Genomic DNA, 23005 nt, shown 5'->3' on the forward strand with positions numbered 1-23005 from the left:
GAACCACCGCTTTCGCGAGCAAGCCCGCTCCCACAGGGGCATGCATTCCAACTGTGGGAGCGGGCTTGCTCGCGAAGAGGGCCTTCAGGTCAGCGCAGATTTAACGGCCAATCACCCCTGCCACTTGCCACCCTCGACAATCACACTCTCAGGCTGGGTGTCATCGCTCAGTTCTTTACGCACATATTGGTCATACAGCTTGAGCAGGTATTTCTCTTCACCCAACTTGGCCAGTTCGGTATTCACCCAGTCACGCAGCTCGACGTTGCCCTTCTTCACTGCCGGGGCAATCGGTGCTTCGGCGCCGAGTTTTTCCTCCAGCACGCGGTAGCCCGGGTTCTGCTTGGCCCAGCTGAACAGCACCAGATTGTCCTGCGCGTAGGCATCACCACGACCGTTGGCCAGTGCTTGCAGCGACTCGGAGTTTTTCTCGAACTTCAGCAGTTTCCAGTCCGGGTGATTCTTGGTCAGCCAGATATCGGCCGTGGTGCCGGTGGTGACGATAGTGGTGCGGGTCGCCAGGTCATCCAGATTTTTTACCGCGCTGCTTTGCGGCACCAGCGCCTGCACCGCGACCTTGAGGTTCGGGTTGGTGAATTCCACCGCTTCCTTGCGCTCCGGGGTCACGGTCATGTTGGCGAGGATCAGGTCGACCTTGTCGCTCTGCAGGAACGGAATGCGGCTCGCCGGCTCCACGGCCACGAACTCGACCTTGTTCTCGTCGCCCAGCAGATCCTTGGCGAAGCGCCGACCGATGTCGGTGTCGAAGCCGACGTAGCGCCCGGCCTCATCGACGAAACCGAACGGTGGCTTGTCGGTGAACACGCCGACGATCAGTTTGTCGCGGGCCTTGATCTTGTCCAGGTAACCGGCTGGCGCGGTGCTTTCGCTGGCGACTTTCGGCTTGGCCGGTTCTTCGGATTTGTTGCAGCCGGCGAGCAGCGCGAGCCCCAGCAGCGGCAGTAAAAACAGAGATGACTTGGCAGTTTTCATAGCGGTTCCAGTTCCTTTGTCGGATTCGTTTCAGGCAGTGTTGCAACGAAGGAGAACTTCTCCAGAAACTGCTGCGCGCGTGCGGTTTGCGGGTTCGTAAAGAAAATCTCGGGCGGGTTCTGTTCAAGGATGCGTCCGGCATCCATGAACACGATGCGGTCGGCCACCGCGCGGGCGAAGGCCATTTCGTGGGTGACGATCAGCAGGGTCATGCCCTCGCGGGCCAGGCCCTGAATCACTTGCAGCACTTCCTTGACCATCTCCGGATCGAGGGCGGCGGTGACTTCATCGAAGAGCATGACCCGTGGGTTCATGCACAACGAACGGACGATGGCGATGCGTTGCTGCTGGCCGCCGGAGAGCTGGCGCGGGAACGCATCGCGCTTGTCCGCCAGGCCCACCCGTTCGAGCAAGGCTTCGGCTTGCTGCTGCGCTTCACGGCGCTGGCGCTTTTGCACCTTGAGCGGGCCGAGCAGCAAATTGTCGAGCACGCTCATGTGCGGGAACAGGTGATAACTCTGGAACACCATACCGATCTGCTGACGCACTTCGCGCCAGTCGGTGACCTTGTCCAGCAGCTCGCGGCCGGCAAATTTCAGGCTGCCGCTGTGTGCGCTTTCCAGGCCGTTGAGGCAGCGCAGCAACGTGCTTTTGCCGCAACCGCTGGGGCCGAGGATGACGATCACTTCGCCGCTGCGCACTTGCAGGTCGATGCCCTTGAGCACCTGCTGCTCGCCGTAGAATTTGTTGAAACCCTGAAACTCGATCAATGCGCTCATGCTTGCGTCCAGCGCCGCTCCAGCACGCGCGAGGCGGCCGACAGCGGGTAGCAGATGAAAAAGAAAAACAGAAACAGCGCGCCGTAGATCAGCACCGATTCGTAGGTGCGCTCGATGATCTGCTGGCCGACCTTGATCACATCGACCACGCCAATCAGCACCGCCAGCGAGCTGGTCTTGATGATTCGCGTGTAGACATTGATGGTCGGCGGCGTCATGCGTTTCAGCGCCTGCGGCAGCAGCACGTAGCCGCACAGTTGCGCCGCGTTCAGGCCGATCGACAGCCCTGCTTCACGCTGCCCGCGCGGCAACGAATGCAGCGCACCGCGCGCCACTTCGCCGACCTCACTGGCGCCCCACAGCGACAGCACCAGCACCGCGCACCAGAAGCTAGGCAGGCTCAGACCGAAGAAAATCGGCAGGCCGAAAAACAGCAGGTAAAGCCAGACCAGCACCGGAATCGCCCGGAACAGTTCCAGATAGACTCGCAGGATCGCGTTCAGCCACGCCACGTTGAGCGTGCGCAATACGCCGTAGAGCACCCCGCCAATGGTGCTGATGGCGATGCTCAGAAACGAGATCGACAGGGTTTGTCCGGCGCCTTTTGCCAATTGCGGCAACGACACCCAGAGCAGTTCAAGACCCGAACTGGCCATGCTGGAGCCTCCTTTCCAGGCGGCTGAGCAGCAGCGACAGCGGCAAGAACAACAGCACGCAGATCAGCGTCAGCACGGCGAGCATTTCGTAGGTTTTGTAATAGAGCGCGATGTAGCTCTTGGTGGTGTAGAGGATTTCCGGCACGGCCACCGCCGAAACCACGGTGGTTTCCTTGAGCAGGAAAATGAAATTGGCGAACAGCGACGGCAAGCTGAGAATCCCCGCTTGCGGCAGGATTACGTAGCGCAGCAACTGGCCGTGGGACAGGCCGATGGAACGCCCCGATTCGAGTTGCGCCTGCGGCACCGCATCGACGCCGGCGCGCAGTACTTCGGTGAGGTAGGCACCGCCAAGGAAAGTCATGGTGATGATTGCCGCGGTGAATCCGGAAACCTGGATGCCGATGGCCGGCAAGGCGAAGTAGACGAAGAACAGTTGAATCAGCAGCGGCGTGTTGCGCGCCAGTTCCACATAAAGGCCCACCAGTTTTTGCAGGTACGGCGTGCGGAACACCAGGATCGTTGCATTGAGCAGCGCCACCAGCAGCGACGTGCCGATGGCGATGAACCCGACTTGCAGCGTCACGCCCACAGCCTTGAGAAAGGCCGGCAGGGTACTGAGGATAAAGGCGTAATCGAAAGTCATGAAGCATCCTGGACGTCGCTCGGTAAGCGACGGTCATGCAGTCCATGGACAGCGGGTAACTGTCCGGCAGGCGCTGACTTTATAGGTATAAAAACAAGAATTTAAATACCGTTAAAGCATATTGATATCACGCAAAAAACTATCCTGTGGGTTTGCCGGGAAGGAATAAGAAGGCTATTTTCCCTTGCGCTGTAGGAAGGATCTTTTTTGCACGAAAGCCCTCCAAGGACGAACAGCTTTTGGCCAGACTCCCCCGGCCAAACCATTACAAGGAAGACAACATGGACGTAAAAGTGCCGCAGCGACTGGATCCGCAGGACATCGTGAAATTGCTCGTGGCGTTGCGCCGGGCGTTGAAGGCTCAGGTAACCTGAGGTCAGGATCAACAGCACCCTCACCCCAGCCCTCTCCCCGAGGGAGAGGGGGCCGACCGCAGTGTCGGGCGATTAACATCGACCTGAAAGATCGAGTCGATTATGGATTCGGCAGAAAACTTTCACGTCGGTGTACTTCTACAGCATCCCCCAATCAGTCCCCTCTCCCTTTGGGAGAGGGCTAGGGTGAGGGGCTTTTCAACGCACGCACAAAAACGCCGATGACCATCACTGGCCATCGGCGTTTTCATACCTTGAAGGGGTGGTTCACGCGTCGGATCAGAACGCCGGCAATACCGCGCCGTTGTACTTCTTCTCGATGAACGCTTTGACTTCAGGGCTGGTCAGGGCAGCGGCGAGTTTCTTGATGGCGTCGCTGTTCTTGTTGTCCTCACGGGCCACCAGGAAGTTCACGTAAGGCGAGTCAGCGCCTTCGATCACCAGCGCATCCTTGGTCGGGTTCAGCTTGGCTTCCAGCGCGTAGTTGGTGTTGATCATGTCCAGATCAACTTCCTTCAGCACGCGTGGCAGCAGGGCCGACTCCAGTTCCTTGAACTTGAAGTTGTGCGGGTTCTTGGCGATGTCCTTAGGGGTCGCCAGAGCGTTTTTCGGATCTTTCAGCTCGATCAGACCCGCCTTCTGCAGCAGGATCAGCGCACGGCCGCTGTTGCTGCCTTCGTTGGGGATGGCGATGGTCGCGCCGTCTGGCAGATCAGCCAGTTTCTTGTACTTGCTCGAGTAGCCACCGAACGGTTCAACGTGGACGCCTTGCACGGTCACCAGGTACTTGGACTTGTCGTCCTTGTATTTGCCGGCGTTGAAGCTGTCCAGGTAAGGCTTGGTCTGGAAGTAGTTGGCATCCAGACGCTTCTCGCCAACCTGCACGTTCGGCTGCACGTAGTCGGTGAAGACTTTGATTTCCAGATCCACGCCTTCTTTGGCCAGGGTCGGTTTGATCAGCTCGAGAATTTCCGCGTGCGGCACCGGAGTCGCCGCCACCACCAGTTTCTCGCCAGCCTGGGCCAGGGAAGCAGTCAGAGCAGCCGCCAATGCGGTAAACAACAGAACCTTTTTCATGCAGTGTCCTTATCGAGAATCACGGTCGCGAATGGCGACGGCTATTAATACGAGTGCCAGTGAAGTGCTATCTCTGGCGTGAAGCGGACAATACCGGGATTTTTTATTCCCGCACAATAACGTTTATTCACTTTGATATTCCATTTCGTTCATACAGAACCGAACGGCTACAACTGCTGGCTCAAACCAATCAGCAGATCTTTCAAAGCCTTACGTTCGTCGACGCTACCACCGATATTGATTTGAGCTACCAGTCGTTCGATCTGAAGCTGCGGCCCAGACACTTCGGGCAGGTTCAGGTGCTCTGGCAGGATTTCATCGCCGGTGCTGACCAGCAGCGCAAAGTGAATGACGTTTTCCAGCTCGCGGGTATTGCCCGGCCAGCTGTGTCGCTCCAGCAGGTGCTGCGCCGCTTCGCTGATCAATGGCACCGGCAGATCCAGGCGCTGGCTGTAGATGCCGAGGAAATACTCCGCCAGCGACAGGATGTCGCCAATCCGCTCGCGCAGCGCCGGCAATTCCAGCTGACCTTCGCTGAGGTAGTGGTAGAGCCGTTCGTGGAATTTTCCGGCGTCCACCGCTTGTGCCAGATCGATGCTGGTGGCTGCGACCAACCGCACATCCACCGGGCTTGGCTGATGCGCGCCGACGCGGATGACTTCGTGGTTTTCCAGGGCGGCGAGCAGTTTGATCTGGATCGGCAACGGCAGATCGCCGATTTCGTCCAGATACAAGGTGCCGCCATTGGCCGAACCGAACCAGCCGGCCCGACTGCTCGCCGAACCTGTATAGCTGCCGGCGGCATAGCCGAATAGCTCGGCATCGGCGTAGGTCGGGCTGATCGCACCGCAGTTGACCGAGACGAACAGACCGCTGCGATCACTGGCTCGGTGAATGTGACGGGCGAGCAACTCTTTACCGGTACCGGTCTCGCCACGGATCAATACCGAGATGGCACGCGGCGCCAGGTGCTCCAGCTCCTCACGCAACTTGCGGGAACGGGGATCGACGAACACCAGCGCCTTGGCGCGAATGCTCAGGGGACTTTTTTCCGCATCGGGAAAGGTCAGCAACGGCTGACCGAACGTTTCGAAACTCATGGCAGACTCCCGCCCAGAACCGCCGGCAGACGGGGGCGTTCAGAAAAGAAAAAGGTTCAAGCGCGACGCCGGGCGTGGTGTTCCATACGGTTCTGCAGGCGATACAGATAAGCGAAACCCTGCTCCCAACGCTGATGCCCGGACTTGACGTTGATGTGCCCGGCCCCGGCAAGAATTCCCGCCTCGGCGCCCCAGTTGCGCGCCAGCTCCAGGGCACGCGGGGCGCTGACGGCGGCGTCGTTGTCGGAACTGACCACCTGGCTGGGGAACGGCAACAGATCGGTCGGGATCGGCGCGAAATTGCGCAACGCAGGCGCGCAGGCCGGACGCTCGACATCGGCAGGTGCGACCAGCAACGCGCCGCGCACCTGACGCAGGTATTGCACGGGCGCGGTGGCAGCCCAATGCGCAACGGTGATGCAACCCAGGCTGTGAGCAATCAGGATCACCGGTGTGCTGTCGGCGGCAATCGCTTCGGCCAGCGCCGCAACCCAGTCTTCACGGCGCGGGGTCAGCCAGTCGGCCTGCTCCACGCGTGCGCTGTTGGGCAGACTGTTCTGCCAGTGGGTTTGCCAATGATCTTCTGGCGATCCTTGCCAGCCCGGCACAATCAGGTAGCGGATTGATTCGTTGCGCATGGGGAGCTCTCCTGCGTCGTGTCTGTTCCTGATCGAGTATAGGGACGGGATTTATATTCGTTAAGGAATAAGAAGCTATTTATTAAGACCTAAATTGAATATATGATTTGTGTACGACTTTAAATCCTTTACCCCTCACCCCAGCCCTCTCCCGAGGGAGAGGGAGCTAATTTTTGAGCTTTTCAAATCCTGAGTTCGACTAGATATCCCACGTCAGCGTACGTCTACCAAACACCTAGATCAGTCCCCTCTCCCTCTGGGAGAGGGCTAGGGTGAGGGCTTTGTTTTCTATGCCAGAAATAAAAAAAGGGCCGCACCCTGCCAAGGAGACGGCCCCGGAAAAACGTAAATCCTGTTACCGCGCGGTGATCACCGACAATTTGGTAATCCCTGCCCGCTCGATCGAAGCCATGGCCCGCGCCACTTCGCCGTAGTTCACCCCGTCGTCGGCCTGCAATTGCACGCGCACTTCCGGGTCCTTGGCCTTGGCCGACTTGAGGTTGAATTCCAGCAAGTCCGGCTGGATTTCATCCTTGTTGATAAACAGTTTGCCGGCGCCGTCGATGCTCACCACCAGCGGATCTTTCTGCTCGACCGGTGCTACCGCTTCGGTCTTTGGCAGGTTGATCGGGATCGCGTTGGTCAGCAGCGGCGCGGTGACGATAAACACCACCAGCAGCACCAGCATCACGTCCACCAGCGGTGTCACGTTGATCTCGCTCAGCACCTCGTCGCTGTCTTGTGTGGAGAAGGCCATGTCAGGACGCCTCCTTCACTTTTGGTGCGTTGCCCGGTGCCGCTACCTTGTTTGCAGTCGGGTGGATCAGCACACGGAACGCACTCTTCTGCGCCAGGCTGTAGAAGTCGTGGGCGAAGTCATCCAGATCCGCCGCCGTCAGTTTCAGACGCCGCAAAAAGTAGTTGTAAACCAGCACCGCCGGTACCGCGACGGCGATCCCCACACCGGTGGCAACCAGTGCCGCACCGATTGGACCGGCGACCGTTTCCAGGCTCGCCGAGCCTGCCGCGCTGATGCCTTTCAACGCCTCCATGATTCCCCACACCGTGCCGAACAGACCAATGAACGGCGAGGTGCTGCCAATACTTGCGACCACTGCCAGACCGGTTTCCAGCGAACGGCGTTCACGGACGATCTGCTGACGCAGGGCACGCTCCAACCGATCCTGATGGTTGATCGCCTGGCTCAGGTCATTGGCCTGCGGCGCCTCACCCACCTGAATCGCCGCGTAACCGGCCTGAGCGACTCGTGCCGCAGCACCAGGCTGGGTTTCGCTCAACTCAGCGGCGGAATCCAGACTCGACGCCGCCCAGAAACGTTTATGAAACTTGCGATCCTGCGCCTTCAGACGACCGAACTGCACAGCCTTGAGCAGCGCCAGTCCCCAGGTGGCAACGGAAAAAACCACCAGCAGCCAGATCACCGCGCTTTCGATGGATTCCAGTGGAGAGGCCAGTAACGTCATGATGTATTCCCTCGTGTAAACATTTAGCGCGAATAGGTTTCGGTTTAATGAATCTTGAAATCGATGGGCACGCTGACCCAGCCGTCCTGGGCGACATCACCCTGCTTGGCCGGCACGAAGCTCCACTGTTTGACGGCATTGAGTGCCGCATCGTCGAGCTGTTGCCGACCACTGCTTTTCTGAATCTGAATTTCACCCGGCTTGCCATTGGCCAACACGTGCACCCTTAACAACACCGTGCCTTCCCAGCCGCGACGCTGGGCCAGCGACGGATATTCCGGCGCCGGGTTCTTCAAATACGCGGCGTTGGCCGAGGCCGGTGTCACTGGCGCGGGAGCCGGTGGGGCGGGCGGTGCCGGGGCGGCAACCGGAGCGGCCGGTTGCGGCGGCGCGGGCGGTTGTTCAACAGCTTTGGGCGCCGGTTTCGGCACCGGTTTGGCCACCGGTTTCGGCTTGGGTTTGGGAATCGGTTTGGGTGGCGGAGGCTTCACCGCCAACTCGTCTTCAACCGGCGGCGGTGGCTCAACGACCGGTGCCGGTGGCGGCGGTTCGACCACTGGTGGCGCGGGTGGCGCCGGCCGCGAAAACTCGATGGTCATCGGCGGAATTTCCGGCGGCACGATCGGCAACGCCGGCGTCGGATGCTGGTTGATCCAGTAGATCACCGCACCGTGCACCAGCAGCGCCAGCACGCCGAGCAGAATGGTTTCACGGCGGCTCAGAATGCCCTTGGGCGCACGCTGCAAACGCAACTGCCCCAGCGGCACACGATGCGGCCGGCCGAGATCGACCAATTCGCCACTCGGCGTCTGACGCCACAGCAATTCCTGTGCGCTGGCGGCGGTCTGGACATTGCCCATTGATTCACTCCCTGCGGTCTCTTTGCGAAGTACCCGACCGGTCGCCGCAAACATCCCCCGGGCGACCGGTCGTTGGGTGAATCATTGGAGCAATCGCTTATCTCCGAAAGTAACTTTTATCGATGTGTTTAGATTTTTTACGAATATCAGTTTTCGCAGATTGTCGCGAAGCCACGGCCTGCAAGGCCTGGGGCCGAGGGCTGAATTTACAATGCTTTTCAAGCATGAAAAATATTCGGCGAAGGCATGCGAAACCCGCTCATTTCGCGCTTCTTCAGCGGTTTTGCCGGATGAATTCCAGGCCATTCAACCCGGTGTTGCCCATCATGTCCGCCGCGCTGCCCATTGCCCGCAAGCGTGTGTAGGCCTGATCGGGCGAGAACATCACCCAGGCTTGCGCCGTGCCATCGGCCGTCAGCGTATTGAAAGAGATAGCGACCGGGCCTGTTGAAAAGCCATGCCTGAAATGAAAATTGCCAAATGTGATCGGGTAATCGGTGCCGGACACGGACAATGTACCGGTGAAACTGCCGGTGCGGTCATCGCCCTCGGTCAGGGTCAAGGTTGTATCTGAAGGTTCATGACGATAAACGCCATTGATCGTGGACATGTGCAGCATCCTTGCTTGTGTTTGAGAAGAAATCTGGCGCTGGCTGCGCCTCATGCGTGGCGAACGAAGTCGCCCGGCAGGCTGCTGACCACGCCGTCATAAGTAACGCGCACGCAGTGCCCCTGCAATTCATGAGTGCCGCGACTTGGCGAGAACAGGGTCAGGGCGAAATAACCGTGATCCTGGTTATTGGCAATCAGCGTGACCACGGTTGGCGGCTGGTAGCCGTTGAGGCTGGCATAACGGCCATTGACGATGCCGTAGTTGATGCCTTGGTAATGCAACGTGCCGGCGAAGACCCCGGTGCGGTCATCGGAATCGACAATGGTCAGAGAGGGCCCATCGAGGGTGTTGGAATAAAGCGCGTTTTGCATGTAAGCGTCCTGCTCGAATGATTGAGTTCACCGCGAGCTTAGAATCAGACGCCAGCAAACGCTGTCATCCACAGGAAGCACAACCAACATGAAAATGACTTATTTCATGTAAGAAAAAAGCCGCCAGGCTAAATAGCATGACGGCTTTTTTGTGACACAAAATTACTGCTTAACAAACTCTCCAGCCAGATTAACAACATCACCATCAAAGTTGGTGCGCGAACCCGCAGCACGAACTTTCGAATAGTTGTGATCCGGCGAGAACAGCGCCCAGGATTGATAACCTGTGCCGTCATTCAGAGCCGCGAAGGTGATGATCGTAGGCTGCCCGGTGCTGTTCTGGAAATGGTAATGCCCGTAGGTGATGTCGTAGTTCACGCCGTTCTGGTTCAACTTGCCGCTGAAGGTGCCGTTGGAGTCGTTGCCATCGGTAATCGTCAGTTTGGCGCCAGCGTTAGCGTTTACATAAGTTCCATTAATGCTCGACATAACGTGATTTCCTTTATCGTTGGATAAGTGTCTTCCGATGAGAGCAAGTTCCCTCCTGGAAACTCACGACACTCAGGATGGTTGGCCATTCACTTATTGTCCACGCGACTTTTCAACGAAATTGCAATAAGCAGTATTCAAACCGCACATAACTTATCGCCATTCATTCGAGCATTAATTCCTTTTCAACTAACGACTGGCACTGGTCTGCTGCACTGCCGATGTCGGGGCAATCACGGCGGTCTCGGAGCGCGGCGTACCCTTCGGCACCCAGTCGTAACTCACGGGCAACGCCCGATAGACCCAGTTGCTGATCGCGTCGCTGCCCGGTGCTTTACCCAGATAAGGACTGACGTATTCCCAGACGTTTTCGCCGCCGGCCGTGACCTGGAAAAAGCGCCCGTTCATGCCTTCGTCGATCAGCGTATTGCCGTTGGGCAAACGTCGCGCGCTGCTGATGAACGAGCTATAGAACGCCCACCCCGGCTGCTTCGAATTCGCCGCGCTGTACTGCCAGACGATTTCATTTTTCTGCGGGTCGATTTCCAGCACTCGCGAGCCGGAAATCAGCCCGAGGGTGACGTTCGGATACCCCGCCGAACCCTGGTTGTCGAACACCAGCAGGTTGCCCGCACCGGGCAGCCCGACAGGGATGATGTGCGCGTCGTGCTGGCCGACAAATTGATCCACCGGACGCGGCAGTTTCTGCGCGGTTTTCGGGTTGATCAGCGGCAGGTTCGGGCCGAGGCGCCAGACCACTTTGCCGCTGTGTTTGTCGATGATTGCGATGAAGTTGGCGTTGCGCGAATCGAGCAACAGGTTGTCTGGATTGAAGCGCTTGTCCCCGGCATCGAACCACTTGTTCGGCCCGACCACGCTGAGGTTGTTGATGTGCAGGTAATCCGGGTTGTCGCTGGCGCGCACCAGCTTCAGTTGCTCCTGGGTGAAGCCGAATTCGTTCAGGTGTTCCGAGGCCAGCCACTGCCATTTCACCTGCCCGTCGGGGCTGACTTCATAGATCGCATCGTCGATCACCTCTGGGACTTTGAAGCCTTTGACCTTATGCACCTTGTTCGCCAGCACCACGGTGTTGCCGTTGCTCAGGCGCCGCTGATCATGGTGTTGCTGCGCTGCGCCGCCGGGCGCCTTGTCGCCCCACTGCCACACCACTTTGCCGTTCCAGTCCAGCTCGCCGACGCTCTGATTGCCCAGGCCGTTACCGGCGGAGCCGAGCTTGCCCGGATCCTTGTCGCTCAGTTGCAACAGCACATGCCCGCGCTCGCCGCCGACCAGTTGCGGGTCGATGATCGCCGACGGAAACCCCGCCTGCGGCCAGGTTTTCACCTCGTTGCCGTTCATGTCGATCAGGTGCGTCTGCTTGTCGGCACCACTGAAAATCACGTATTGGTTGAACGCCTTGTTCGGGTCGTAGCGGGTGACGCCGGTCGGGTACACGCTGGGTGCGGCGAACACCGAGGTACTCAACGCTGCGCCGGATAACAACAGCGCTAAAGCGGTTTTGCCTGGCAACATGATGCAGCTCCTTGAATGACAGATCAGAAGTCGTAGCGACCGGTAACGCCGAGGGTGCGCGGCGTACCGAGCAGGCCTTCATAACCGCCGTTGCCGCCGGTCCACAGGGTCGTGTAGTAGGTCTTGTCGAAGGCGTTTTTCAGCCACAGCGAAACGTCCCACTGGCCCTGATTGAAATCGCCGCGCAGACCGGTGGACAGGTTGACCACCGCGTAGCTCGGGATCTGCCCGTAGTCGGAATCCTCGACCGTGCCCACCGCTTTCGAACGGAACGCGTAGCTGGCGGTGACGTAGGGTTCGAAGCCGTTGGCCAGATTCCATTTGTATTCGCCATTGGCATTGCCGATCCATTTCGACGCGCCGACCACTTGATGGCCGCTGAGGTCGCAGGACGCCGGTGCGCCCGGTGCCTGGCTGACTTCCGGCGGGCATGGCGCATCTTTGTACGAGAGGTAGCTGACGTCGTTGTACGAGCCGTTGAAGTTCAGCGTCAGGCCGCGCAACGGGATCACGGTGCTTTCGAATTCGACGCCGCGCGAGCGCACCGAGCCGGCGTTGGTCAGGTATTGCACGCGGTTGACGTCGTCGTAGGCGTTGGTCTGATAGGCGTTGACCTGAGTCCAGAAAACGTTGGCGTTGAGTTGCAGACGCCGATCCCACAGGGTGCTTTTAAAACCGAGTTCGGCGTTGTTGGCGCGCTCGGTGCCGATCAGCAGCGAGTCGGCGCCGGCGGTTGGCGCCGAACCCACCGCAAGGTTCACCCCACCGGATTTTTCCCCGTGGGACAGCGTGGCGTAACCGAGCAGATCATCGGTGATGCGATAGCTGAGGTTAAGCAACCCGGAGGGGCTTGAGCTGTACTGATTGAGATCGCCGGAATCGTAGGCGCCAGTGCGTCCGCGGCGTGCCGTGGCCGCTGCGCCGGTGACAATGGCGCCACCGACCGGAGCATTGCGAGTGACCCAGGCGTTCTTCTCTTCATAGGTGCCACGCACCCCGGCGGTGAAGTCCAGGCGCTCGGTGAGGTGCCAGGTGCCTTGGGCGAACAGGGCGAAACTGTCGGTCTTGATGTGGCCGTTGCCGACGCTGCCGACGTTGGCCAGGGCACCGCGTGGCGTGCCGTTCCAGATGTCGGCCTGCGGGCCGTAATAGGCGAAAGATTTGTTGTCCAGATCCGAGCCGAAGTAGTACGCGCCCACCACGTAATCGAAGAACTCGCCCTTGGGCGAGGCCAGGCGGAATTCCTGCGAGTACTGTTTGTCTTCGACCGAAACCCCGGCGTTGTAAGTCGCCGCAACGTTGAGACCGTCGTCGTTGGCCGGGGTGAAATTCCAGAAGCGATAGGAGCTGATCGAGGTCAGGGTGAAATCGCTCGGCAGCGTCCAGTTGGCCTCCACCGACGTGCCACCCTGATGCACGGTGACGTGCTGGTCGTTGTCCAGATTGACCTTGCGGTGCGAGCCGTTGACCAGCGTCGCACCGGCCGCATTGGCCCGCGATTGATAGAGGTTGACGCCATTGATGGTCGGCCCGGTGTTGTACAGCACGCGGGTGCCGGCGCTGGAGTCCTCTTCGTTGTAATCGCCGATCCAGCGCAGATTGAAATCTTCGTTGGGCTTGAACAGCAACTGCGCGCGGAAGCCATCGCGCGAGCCTCCGTTCAGGTCATGGCCGTTGTATTCGTTCTTTATATCGCCGTCGCTGCGGGTGCGATAGGCCGAAAAGCGCCCGGCCAGTTCATCGTTGATCGGCCCGGAAATCGTGCCCTTGGTCTGGAAGTAGCCGTCCTCGCCGAACGAGGTTTCGATGCTGCGTTCAGGAGTGAACGTCGGTGCGCGGGTGCTGATGTTGATCACCCCGGCGGTGGTGTTCTTGCCGAACAGCGTGCCCTGCGGCCCGCGCAGGACTTCAAGCTGTTCGATGTCCATCAGGTCAAACACCGCCATCCCCGGACGGCCCAGATACACGTTGTCGATGTACAGACCGACGCTGCCTTCCAGGCCGTCGCTGGCCGGGTTGTTGCCCAGGCCACGAATCGACACGCTGGACTGGCGCGCGTGCATGTAGGCGACGTTGACGCTCGGCACCAGTTGCTGCAAATCCTGAATCCGGTAGACCCGCTGGGTTTCCAGGGTCTGGCCGCTGACCACGCTCATCGGCGTCGGCACATCTTGCGAACTTTCCTCGCGACGGCGGGTGGTAACGGTCACGGTTTCCAGCTGCGAGCTGTTGGCCGCGGGTTTACCGGCGGGAGCTGGCGGCGGGGTCTCGGCGTCGGCGGCGTAGCTGTGAGTCCAGCTGGCACTCCCCGCCAGCAACAGGGCCAGAGGCAGGCGTTTGAGCCGTCGTGGCGTTAAGGGTGACGCAAGGTTCAACGGACTCATGGCGCGGCTCCTGGTCAAAAAACACACAGACATCTTCAGCGCTGCATATTCTTTTCAGTTATTTATTTATGGATTTACAAATATTTACTGCATAAGAGATTGCCTTTATAAGGAGTCGACCTAATGCATATCCAATGCATTTACCGGATATTTTTTATGTGAAAAATGCATATCGACTTGCGCCAACTTCGACACTTCATCGCCCTCGCCGAACAACGCAGCTTCGTCGCCGGCGCGCAGGCGGTGAACCTGTCGCAGTCGGCGTTCAGCCGCAGCATTCAGGCGCTGGAACACAGCGTCGGCTGTCAGCTGGTCGATCGCGGGCGCAAGGATCTGCCGCCGACCAAGCAGGGTCAGGTGCTGCTCGAACATGCACGGCGACTGGTCAGCGGCGCGCAGCAGATGGCCAACGAGATCAGTCAGTTCAATGGGCTGGAGGCGGGCGAGCTGCGCTTCGGTTGCGGCCCGGCACCGGCGGCCGGATTGATCCCGCGCGCGATCGGCGCATTCATCGGCCGCTATCCGAAAGCGCGGGTGCAATTTCAGGTCGATGACTGGCAGAGCCTGAGCAAACGCCTGCTCAGTGAGGAATTCGAATTCTTCGTCGCCGACACTCGACACTTCGAGGCCGATCCGGATTACCTGACGTACCGCTTGCGGCCGCGCAAATGGCATTTCTGTTGCCGTGCCGGGCATCCGCTGGCCGCTCTTGAACGGGTCACAGCCGAGCAATTGATGAGCTATCCACTGGCGGTGAGCATTCGTCCGCCGAACCTGCGCAAGGTCATCGTCGACCTCAGCGGCCGCCCGGACTTCACCCCCAATGTCGAATGCGAAAACAGCTCGAGCATGCTCAGCGTGGTGCTGCGTTCGGATGCGATCGGCATTGTCGGGGCGTATTCCGATTCGTTGCATCAGGCCAAGGGTGAGCTGGTGTGTTTGCGGATCGACGGCCTGGCGGATGATCTGGAGGAACTGTATACGCGCTACGGGATTGTCAGTCGTGCGGGGTATCGGTTGTCGCCGTTGGCCGAGGCGATGATTGAGCAGATCAAGGCGATTGATGCGGTGGATGATGAGGTGTGTTCGCTGGAGAATTTTGCCGTCTGAGCCACTGCCTTCGCGAGCAAGCCCGCTCCCACATTTGGAATGCGTACTCCTGTGGGAGCGGGCTTGCTCGCGAAGGCGTCGCCACTCACACCGATGCATCCACTGCATAAAACCCATTCCCCAAATGCACTTGCCGAACACCCCTGCCGAAAGCGACAACCCTCGCCTGTCCTTCTGACCGGTGAACCCCATGCCCAACCCGCAAAACCCTGTGCGCAACGTCCTGTACATCATGTGCGATCAGCTGCGCCGCGATTACCTGTCCTGTTACGGTCATCCGCATCTGCACACGCCGAACATCGATCGCCTGGCCGCCGCTGGCGTGCGCTTCAGCCGTGCCTACACCCAGGGCACGATCTGCGGCCCGTCGCGGATGTCGGCCTATACCGGACGCTACGTCAGCAGCCATCAGGTCGCATGGAACGCTGTGCCGTTGCCGCTGGAAGAACTGACGATCGGCGACTACCTGCGCCCCCACGGCATCCGCACCGCGCTGGTCGGCAAGACCCACGCCACGGCCAATGTCGACGCCTTGCAGCGTCTGGCGATCAACCCGGACAGCGCGCAGGCCGAAGTGCTCAACGAGGTCGGTTTCGAGCCGTACTTCCGCCACGACGGAATCTTCCCCAACGACCCGCTGTTCGACGACAAACGCGAATCCGCACCCTACACCCATTACCTGCGCGAGCAGGGCTTCGACGGGCGCAATCCCTGGCACGACTGGGCCAACGCCGCCGAAGGCGAGAACGGCGAAATCCTCAGCGGCTGGCACATGCGTCATGCGCATTTGCCAGCGCGAATTCCCGTGCAGTTCTCAGAGACTGTCTACACTACAAATCGAGCCATCGACTTCATCACCGAGCAAGGTGAGAAATCCTGGTGTTTACACCTCTCCTACATCAAACCGCATTGGCCCTACATCGTACCGGCGCCATACCACGCCTTGTACAGTACGAAATCGATTCTCGAAGCGGTCCGCGCGACGCCCTCCGAAGCCAGCAAACACCCCGTATACACGGCGTTTCGCCAGCATGAGGAAAGCCTCAACTTCTCCCGGGACTCAGTACGATTGAATGTAATCCCCACTTACATGGGCCTGATCAAGCAGGTGGATGACCAACTCGGGCGGCTATTCGATTTTCTGCAGAGCAACGGTCGTTGGGATGACACCTTGATCGTGTTCACCAGCGATCACGGCGACTTTCTCGGCGACCACTGGCTGGGCGAGAAGGAGTTTTTGCTGGAACAGGCAGTGGGCGTGCCCCTGATCGTGCGCGACCCGCGCGCCGCGGCGGACATCACTCGGGGCACGGTGGATAAGCGGCTGGCAGAAACCATCGACGCATTGCCGACATTTCTGCAGGCACTGGGCTTGCCGAAAGCCGAGCATCGGCTGGAAGGACGCTCGCTGATCCCGCTTTTACACGGAGAAAATCCCGACTGGCGCCGCTACGCCATCAGCGAATACGACTACGCCTTTCAGGCCCCGGCACGCGAGCGACTTGGCCAGCCGATCGACCGCTGCCGCATGACCATGGTGCGCAGCGAGCGCTGGAAATACCTGGCGTACGACGGCTTCCGGCCGCAGTTGTTTGATCTGCTGAATGATCCGCAGGAGTTGCGCGATCTGGGTGATGATCCTGATTACGCTGCAGTGCGCGAGGAGCATGCGGGATATCTGTTCGAGTGGGTACGCGGCTTGAAGCGGCGGACCACGATCAGTCATCAGGAGATCGATCTGCGCGGGCAGCGGTTTCGCTATGGCGAGCCGGAGACCGAGAAAGTCGTGCAGATTGGAGTTTGGTGAAAGAGCTTCGCGAGCAAGCCCGCTCCCACAGGGTTCTGTGTCGTTCACATCCACTGTGTTCAACACATTTCCACTGTGGGAGCGGGCTTGCTCGCGAAGAGGCCCGATCAGACGCCGACGAGCTCGGCACCTTTGATGGTTTGACTACGCTGCCCCGAAGCCCCAACCGGCACTTCACCCTTGAGCGTCACCCGCCGCACGATACGATCCTGAGTGCCGTAATCATCAATCGCATAATGCTGAGTCGAACGGTTATCCCAGATCGCCACATCACCGGCCTTCCAGCGCCAGCGCACGGTGTTTTCCTGACGAATCACATGGCTCTGCAACAGGCCGAACAGGTGCGCCGAATCGGCTTGCGAATACCCCTTGATGCGTTTGACGAAGTGCCCCAGCAGCAAGCTTTTCTCGCCGCTGATCGGATGCACACGCACCACCGGATGCTCGGTCTCGTAGACGGTCGAGGTGAAGACCTTGCGGTAGCGCTCCAACTTCTCCGCCGACACGTCTGGCTTGGCCCCGGCGTAGTCGTATTCGTTGCTGTGTACGGCGACCAGTTTGTCCGCCAGCTCGCGCAGTTCGCTCGGCAGTTCGTTGTACGCGGTCGCGGTGTTGGCCCACAGGGTGTCGCCACCGAAGGCCGGCGCCACCACCGAGCGCAGGATCGAGGCTTTCGGGTAGGCGTCGACGAAGGTCACGTCGGTGTGCCAGGAGTTGGCGCGCTGGCCCTCGGCCCCGTCCAGTTCCAGCAGATAGCGTGTGCCCTCGCGCACCGGTACGGTCGGATGTGCCACCGGCTCGCCGAGCAGATGGGCGAAGGCTTCCTGGCGCTGATCGTCGAGCTGGGTCTGCTCGCGGAAGAACACCACCTTGTACTGGATCAGCGCCTGCTGAATGGCTTCGACGGTGGCGGCGTCCAGTTCTCCGGACAGGTGCACACCACGGATCTCGGCGCCGATACGGCCGGCCACCGGATGGATTTCCAGCGCGTGGACAGCAGGTTTTACAGCGAGTGCGGCATTGCTCATGGGTAGACCCTCATCGACTGCTTGCGGTTAGGCGGCAGCGAAACATCGCTCTATCTATATTCCATTTACATCTAATAGATATTCACATGCTTCGTTGACGGAATAAGAGCTTGCATTTAAAACCTCAAGCAACCCTCGTCGCAAATGCCTTCGAGCTATTTTTAGGATGCCGGAAAAGCATATGGATCTTCGCCAGTTGCGCTACTTCATCGCCCTCAACGAACACCGCAGTTTTGTCCGTGCGGCAGACGCGATGGGCATCACTCAACCGGCGTTCAGCCGCAGCATTCAAGGGCTGGAGCAAGAGTTCGGCTGCGTGCTGGTGGATCGCGGCAACAAGGATCTGCGCCCGACGCCCGAAGGCCAGGTGGTGCTGCAACACGCCCTGACCCTGGTGCAAGGCGCGGCGCTCCTCAGCGCGGAAGTGACGCAGATGACCAAGCTTGATGCCGGGGAACTGCACTTCGGCTGCGGCCCGGCCCCGGCGGTGAAACTGGTGCCGGATGCGGTGGCGCAATTCATCAACGCGCACCCGAAAGTGCGCACCTGTTTTCAGGTGGATAACTGGGAAAAACTCAGCCGCGCGCTGAGCCGTGAAGAGATCGAATTCTTCATCGCCGACATCCGCCACTTCGAAGCCGACCCGAACTTCCAGACCCAGGCCCTGACGCCCAAGCGCGGGGTGTTTTTCTGCCGTCCCGGGCACCCGCTGCTGACCAAGGAGAGCCTGTCGACCAACGACATGTTCGACTACCCGCTGGCGACCACATTGATCCCGCCGGGGATTCGCAAACTGCTGGCGAACCTCAGCGGCCGGATCGATTTTTCGCCGACCATCGAGACCGAGCACTTCCCGGCGCTGGTGAAAGTGGTGCTGCAATCAAATGCCATCGGCATCGGTACGGAAGAGGCGTTTTACGAGGACATTGCTCAGGGTTCACTGGCGCTGCTGCACTGGCGTAACCTGCCGCAGAATCTGGAGAGCATGAACGCGCGCTGCGGGATTGTCAGTCGTACCGGGTTTCGTTTGTCGCCGGCAGCAAGAGCGATGATCGAGACATTGGTGGCGGTGGATAAGCAGGAAGTCAGCGTCGCGGTTTGAGGACGGCTTCGCGAGCAAGCCCGCTCCCATAGGGGATTGTGGTGAACACAGTTTTGTATTCACGCCGATCCACTGTGGGAGCGGGCTTGCTCGCGAAAAGGCCCGTCCAGACACTGGAGATTCAGAGCTTGGCCGCCGCCAATTCAGGCGCTACCCAATCACTGACCTTGAACGGCTTGCGAATCAGCTTCTGCTGCGCCGCCAGGTCCACCGAATCCTGCAACTTGCCGAGGAACACCGGGTCCAGCGTCGACGGGAACACTTCGCTGAGTTTCTGATCCGCCAGATCCTGGGTCAGGATCACCGGTGGATAACTCGCCAGCCCCGACACCAGTTGCACATAAGCGTCCTTGTTGCTGTCCCGAGTCAGCCACTCAACCGCCTGCTGCTGCGCCTTGAGCAGTTTCGCCACGACCTCCGGGTGCCCGTCGACGAACTTGCCGGTGCCGACCAGCACTGACTGCACACTGCCGGCGCCACCCAGATCCTTGGTATTGAGCGGCAATTCAGCCAGCCCCTTGGCTTGCAGTGCCGTCAGCCCTGAGCTGCCCCACGACGCGTCGATCTGTTTCGCCGCCAAGGCCGCGACCGCGCCGCTGAAGTCGAGATTGATCACTTTCAGGTCCTTCTCGCTCAAGCCCTGACTGGCCAGCGCCGCATCAAACGACAGCTGCGTGGCGGTGCCACGGAAGATCGCCACGCGCTTGCCTTTCAGATCCTGCAGGGTCTTGATCCCCGACCCCGGCACCACGCCCAGATACTGTTTCACCCCGCGCGCACTGGCGCTGAGCAAACGTGTGTCGAGGCCATTGGATTTGCCGATGATCGCCGCGAGGTCGCCCAGATACGCCAGATCGACCTGACCATTGGCAAACGCCTCATTGATCACCGGCCCGGCGCCCTTGAAGAAGCTCCACTGAATCTTGATGCCCTGATCGGCGAAGGCTTTTTCGAAGATCTGCTGGTCACGCAGCACGTCCACCACACCGCCGCCGCTGTGCTGGGTGCCGGCGCTCAGGTCAGGCACGGCGATCCTGATTTCCTTGAGTTCGTCAGCCTGCGCGTTAAACGCCAGCAGGCCCGCCAGTGCCGTAATGGCAAACAGACTGAAGACTCGTTTGAAGGGAAGGTTCATGGGTACGGCTCCTAGATCACGACAGGCGTTGAGGAGCCGAAAGTAGGCCGAAGCAAGACCTTCGCTTAAATACTATAAATGCACATTTTTATAGCCTTTAGCGCTAAGCGTGAAATCACGCAGGCTGCAGCGGCGTATGCATTAACAGCATCGAAAATATTCTTCGAATGCATTGGATGCGCGTCGCGCTGCAAGCCTTAAATAGTCTGGCTTATCTCTCAATAGAATTGATTTGAATTTTTATAGATCGATTTTGCATACACCGCTAGCCAATTGTGGGAGCGGGCTTGCTCGCGAAGAGGCCGTGTCATTCACCATCATCGGTGCCTGACACTCCGTCTTCGTGAGCAAGCCCACTCCCACACAGGCACAGCGGTTCGCCATGCAACCCGACAACGGAGGTCACCCATGGCCCGTGATTCCCTGCTCAGCCTGCCGCTGCCCGCGCCACCTCTGAAAAGCCGGCGCGCGTGGCCGAGCCTCAACCAACGTCTGTTGCCATGGCTGTTGCCGATCAGCCTGTTCGCTCTGTGGTGGCTGGCCGCACGCAATCAATGGATGAGCGAGCAGATCCTGCCGGCGCCATCGCTGGTGTGGAACAGCGCCATCGAGCTGTCCCAGGGCGAGTTGTGGAGTCATTTGTGGATCAGCCTGCAACGTCTGCTCTGGGGCTTGCTGGCAGGGATCTCAGCTGGTGCGCTGCTGGGTGCCGCGCTGGGCTTCAGCCGGCGTCTCGAACGCCTGGTCTTCCCGACGTTCGCCGGTCTGGCACAGGTACCGACGCTGGCGTGGATTCCGCTGTTCATGGTGTTTTTCGGCATCGGCGAAGTGCTGAAACTGGTGGTGCTGATCAAGGCCATCGTGGTGCCGGTGACCCTGCACACCCTGGTCGGCGTTCGTGATGCGCAACCGAAACTGCGCGAAGCCGCCGCCGTACTGCGCCTGCCGTCGTACTTGCTGATCCGGCGTCTGGTGTTGCCTGCCGCGCTGCCGGCGTTCATGGCCGGCGTACGTCTGGCCCTGGCCGCCGGCTGGACTTCATTGCTGGCGGTGGAGCTGCTGGCGTCCAGCGAAGGCATCGGTTACCTGATGGTCTGGGCACGGCAACTGTTCATGCTCGACATCGTGTTCGTGTGCATCGTCGTCATCGGTGTGCTCGGTGTCGCGATGGATCGCGGCATCGGTTTTCTCGACCGCAAACTGGTGCACTGGCCGCACCCGGCGACTGCGGAAATCCGCCGAGGCCCACGTTATCAAGGCTGGCAACGGCTGCAACCGTGGCTGTTGCCGCTGAGCCTGATCGGCTTGTGGCAAGTGGCGAGCGATCAGCAGTGGGTCGATGTGAATATTCTGGTCAGCCCGCTGGCGGTATTGGAAACGACCAGGAACGGTCTGCTCGACGGCACGCTGATCAGCGGCATGGCCTTGAGCCTCGGTCGTACCCTTGGCGGGTTGCTGCTGGGCGGCGGACTCGGTTTCGCCCTCGGCCTGTTGCTGGGTCTGTCGCGCACCAGCGAACGGCTGCTCGGCCCGACTCTCGCCGCCATTCGCCAGATCGCGATTTTCGCCTGGGTGCCGCTGCTCACCGCGTGGTTCGGATTGGGTGAATTGGCGAAGTGGGTGTTCGTCGCCCTCGCCGCGTTTTTCCCGCTGTTCATCGCCACCCAACGCAGCGTCGCCAACCTCTCGCCACAACTCAACGAAGCCGCGCAGGTGCTGCGCCTGAGCCTCGGCCAGCGCCTGCGTCGTCTGGTGCTGCCGGGTGCGGCGCCGGGGATTTTCGCCGGGCTGCGCCTGAGTCTGATCTACGCCTGGCTCGGCACCATCGGCGCCGAATATTTCATGCCGTCCAACGGCGGCATCGGCAGCCAGATGATCGGCGCCCAACAACTGCTGCGCATGGACCTGATCATGGCCGCGATGCTTTTGGTCGGCCTCACCGGCGCCCTGCTCAACCTCATCGGCCAACGCCTGGAAATTCGCGCTACTCGCTGGAGACACGCATGAACGCACCGATTGTCAGCTTCACCCACGTAGGCAAATCCTTCGACGTCGACGGTTTCGAACTGGAGGCGATTCGCGAATTCAACCTCGACATCGCCGAGGGCGAATTTGTCGCCATCGTCGGGTCCAGCGGTTGCGGCAAATCCACCTTGCTGCGTTTGCTGGTGGGTCTGGATACGCAGTTTCGCGGGCAGATCAGCGTCGATGGCAAAGCGGTCAGCGGCATCGGCGGCGAGCGCGGCATCGTGTTTCAGGAGCATCGGCTGTTCCCGTGGCTGACGGTGGCCGACAACATCGGTCTGGGCCTGGTCAACGAGCCGCTGAGCACCGCCGAAAAGCAGCAGCGCATCAACGATTTCATCGATCTGGTCGGCCTGCACGATTTCACCCGCGCCTATCCGCACCAGCTCTCCGGCGGCATGGCCCAGCGCGTGGCGATTGCTCGCGGACTGGTCGCCAGCCCACGGATCCTGCTGCTCGACGAACCGTTCGGCGCCCTTGATGCGTTGACCCGTCAGCAGATGCAGGACGAACTACTGGCGATCCGCGACCGGGCAAAAATCACCACGATCCTCGTCACCCACGACGTCGAAGAAGCGATCTTTCTGGCCGACCGCGTGGTGGTGATGGAGCCGCGTCCGGGACGGATCAAGCAAGTGGTCGACATCGCCTTGCCGCACCCGCGTCAGCGCAGCAGTTTCGACTTCCATCAGTTGCCCGAAGAGCTGCTGCACGAACTGACCAGTGACGACCATTACCAACCGAGCCTGCCGGTCCAGATCCGCGATCTGCCGCTGTCGTTCATTGCCTGCTGAGAGGAGC

General features: G+C 60.0%; 22 protein-coding genes. 5 read left to right on the forward strand and 17 right to left on the reverse strand.

The features are described 5' to 3' along the window. Positions 1 to 111: 111 nt before the first annotated feature. The 15 genes from QMX91_RS04915 to QMX91_RS04985 all read right to left on the reverse strand — a co-directional run bounded on the left by QMX91_RS04915 (position 112) and on the right by QMX91_RS04985 (position 13997). Complete coding sequence (locus tag QMX91_RS04915; protein ID WP_134785173.1) at positions 112 to 993, reverse strand: transporter substrate-binding domain-containing protein; 882 nt, start codon at positions 991 to 993, stop codon at positions 112 to 114. After that, on the reverse strand, positions 990 to 1772 hold the full coding sequence (locus tag QMX91_RS04920; RefSeq protein WP_098966639.1) for an amino acid ABC transporter ATP-binding protein: 783 nt from the start codon (positions 1770 to 1772) through the stop codon (positions 990 to 992). The genes QMX91_RS04915 and QMX91_RS04920 overlap by 4 nt, the downstream gene beginning before the upstream one ends. Beyond that, a complete protein-coding gene (locus QMX91_RS04925; protein WP_098966637.1) occupies positions 1769 to 2428 on the reverse strand; it encodes an amino acid ABC transporter permease in 660 nt (219 codons plus the stop codon). Before QMX91_RS04925 ends, QMX91_RS04920 begins: the two co-directional genes overlap by 4 nt. Then, positions 2409 to 3074, reverse strand: a complete 666-nt coding sequence (locus QMX91_RS04930) for an amino acid ABC transporter permease (RefSeq protein WP_027611173.1) — start codon at positions 3072 to 3074, stop codon at positions 2409 to 2411. The genes QMX91_RS04925 and QMX91_RS04930 overlap by 20 nt, the downstream gene beginning before the upstream one ends. Positions 3075 to 3727: 653 nt before the next feature. Further along, positions 3728 to 4525 (reverse strand): MetQ/NlpA family ABC transporter substrate-binding protein, encoded by a 798-nt coding sequence (locus QMX91_RS04935; RefSeq protein ID WP_027611172.1) that lies wholly within the window; start codon positions 4523 to 4525, stop codon positions 3728 to 3730. A 167-nt stretch (positions 4526 to 4692) separates the two neighbouring features. Beyond that, on the reverse strand, positions 4693 to 5625 hold the full coding sequence (locus QMX91_RS04940; RefSeq protein WP_282412342.1) for a sigma 54-interacting transcriptional regulator: 933 nt from the start codon (positions 5623 to 5625) through the stop codon (positions 4693 to 4695). A 56-nt stretch (positions 5626 to 5681) separates the two neighbouring features. Further along, positions 5682 to 6263, reverse strand: a complete 582-nt coding sequence (locus tag QMX91_RS04945) for an alpha/beta hydrolase (RefSeq protein ID WP_003220572.1) — start codon at positions 6261 to 6263, stop codon at positions 5682 to 5684. Positions 6264 to 6618: 355 nt separating this feature from the next. Further along, the gene (locus QMX91_RS04950; RefSeq protein ID WP_003220570.1) at positions 6619 to 7020 is read right to left on the reverse strand and encodes a biopolymer transporter ExbD; all 402 of its coding nucleotides are present in this window, start codon (positions 7018 to 7020) and stop codon (positions 6619 to 6621) included. 1 nt (position 7021) lies between these two features. Further along, on the reverse strand, positions 7022 to 7747 hold the full coding sequence (locus QMX91_RS04955) for a MotA/TolQ/ExbB proton channel family protein (protein WP_098966635.1): 726 nt from the start codon (positions 7745 to 7747) through the stop codon (positions 7022 to 7024). A 44-nt stretch (positions 7748 to 7791) separates the two neighbouring features. Next, complete coding sequence (locus QMX91_RS04960; protein WP_097086849.1) at positions 7792 to 8607, reverse strand: energy transducer TonB; 816 nt, start codon at positions 8605 to 8607, stop codon at positions 7792 to 7794. A gap of 274 nt (positions 8608 to 8881) precedes the next feature. Continuing rightward, the gene (locus tag QMX91_RS04965; protein ID WP_098966633.1) at positions 8882 to 9217 is read right to left on the reverse strand and encodes a hypothetical protein; all 336 of its coding nucleotides are present in this window, start codon (positions 9215 to 9217) and stop codon (positions 8882 to 8884) included. Between the two features lie 50 nt (positions 9218 to 9267). After that, positions 9268 to 9591: a hypothetical protein gene (locus QMX91_RS04970; protein ID WP_098966632.1), complete on the reverse strand. Its 324-nt coding sequence runs from the start codon at positions 9589 to 9591 to the stop codon at positions 9268 to 9270. Positions 9592 to 9753: 162 nt separating this feature from the next. Beyond that, positions 9754 to 10080: a hypothetical protein gene (locus tag QMX91_RS04975; protein WP_098966630.1), complete on the reverse strand. Its 327-nt coding sequence runs from the start codon at positions 10078 to 10080 to the stop codon at positions 9754 to 9756. Between the two features lie 189 nt (positions 10081 to 10269). Continuing rightward, positions 10270 to 11613: an aryl-sulfate sulfotransferase gene (locus QMX91_RS04980; protein WP_225137057.1), complete on the reverse strand. Its 1344-nt coding sequence runs from the start codon at positions 11611 to 11613 to the stop codon at positions 10270 to 10272. A gap of 23 nt (positions 11614 to 11636) precedes the next feature. Beyond that, positions 11637 to 13997 (reverse strand): TonB-dependent receptor, encoded by a 2361-nt coding sequence (locus QMX91_RS04985; protein ID WP_282412343.1) that lies wholly within the window; start codon positions 13995 to 13997, stop codon positions 11637 to 11639. Positions 13998 to 14162: 165 nt separating this feature from the next. Here QMX91_RS04985 and QMX91_RS04990 point away from each other — a divergent pair, with 165 nt between their 5' ends. Further along, positions 14163 to 15107 (forward strand): LysR family transcriptional regulator, encoded by a 945-nt coding sequence (locus QMX91_RS04990; protein WP_282412344.1) that lies wholly within the window; start codon positions 14163 to 14165, stop codon positions 15105 to 15107. A gap of 190 nt (positions 15108 to 15297) precedes the next feature. Then, positions 15298 to 16914, forward strand: a complete 1617-nt coding sequence (locus QMX91_RS04995) for an alkaline phosphatase family protein (RefSeq protein ID WP_282412345.1) — start codon at positions 15298 to 15300, stop codon at positions 16912 to 16914. 107 nt (positions 16915 to 17021) lie between these two features. Here the strand turns inward: QMX91_RS04995 and QMX91_RS05000 are convergent, their stop codons facing one another. Beyond that, positions 17022 to 17942 (reverse strand): TauD/TfdA family dioxygenase, encoded by a 921-nt coding sequence (locus QMX91_RS05000; RefSeq protein WP_134785166.1) that lies wholly within the window; start codon positions 17940 to 17942, stop codon positions 17022 to 17024. A 181-nt stretch (positions 17943 to 18123) separates the two neighbouring features. Here QMX91_RS05000 and QMX91_RS05005 point away from each other — a divergent pair, with 181 nt between their 5' ends. Then, on the forward strand, positions 18124 to 19044 hold the full coding sequence (locus tag QMX91_RS05005) for a LysR family transcriptional regulator (RefSeq protein ID WP_282412346.1): 921 nt from the start codon (positions 18124 to 18126) through the stop codon (positions 19042 to 19044). Positions 19045 to 19165: 121 nt separating this feature from the next. Here the strand turns inward: QMX91_RS05005 and QMX91_RS05010 are convergent, their stop codons facing one another. Beyond that, positions 19166 to 20179, reverse strand: a complete 1014-nt coding sequence (locus QMX91_RS05010; RefSeq protein WP_282412347.1) for an ABC transporter substrate-binding protein — start codon at positions 20177 to 20179, stop codon at positions 19166 to 19168. A gap of 408 nt (positions 20180 to 20587) precedes the next feature. On the opposite strand from QMX91_RS05010, the gene QMX91_RS05015 reads away from it, so the two are divergent. Beyond that, the gene (locus QMX91_RS05015) at positions 20588 to 22186 is read left to right on the forward strand and encodes an ABC transporter permease (RefSeq protein WP_282412348.1); all 1599 of its coding nucleotides are present in this window, start codon (positions 20588 to 20590) and stop codon (positions 22184 to 22186) included. Beyond that, positions 22183 to 22998, forward strand: coding sequence for an ABC transporter ATP-binding protein (locus QMX91_RS05020; RefSeq protein WP_282412349.1), 816 nt, complete (start codon positions 22183 to 22185; stop codon positions 22996 to 22998). Before QMX91_RS05015 ends, QMX91_RS05020 begins: the two co-directional genes overlap by 4 nt. Positions 22999 to 23005 lie beyond the last annotated feature (7 nt).

The organism is Pseudomonas sp. PS01299 (genome assembly GCF_029960145.1).
Classification (GTDB): domain Bacteria; phylum Pseudomonadota; class Gammaproteobacteria; order Pseudomonadales; family Pseudomonadaceae; genus Aquipseudomonas; species Aquipseudomonas putida_A.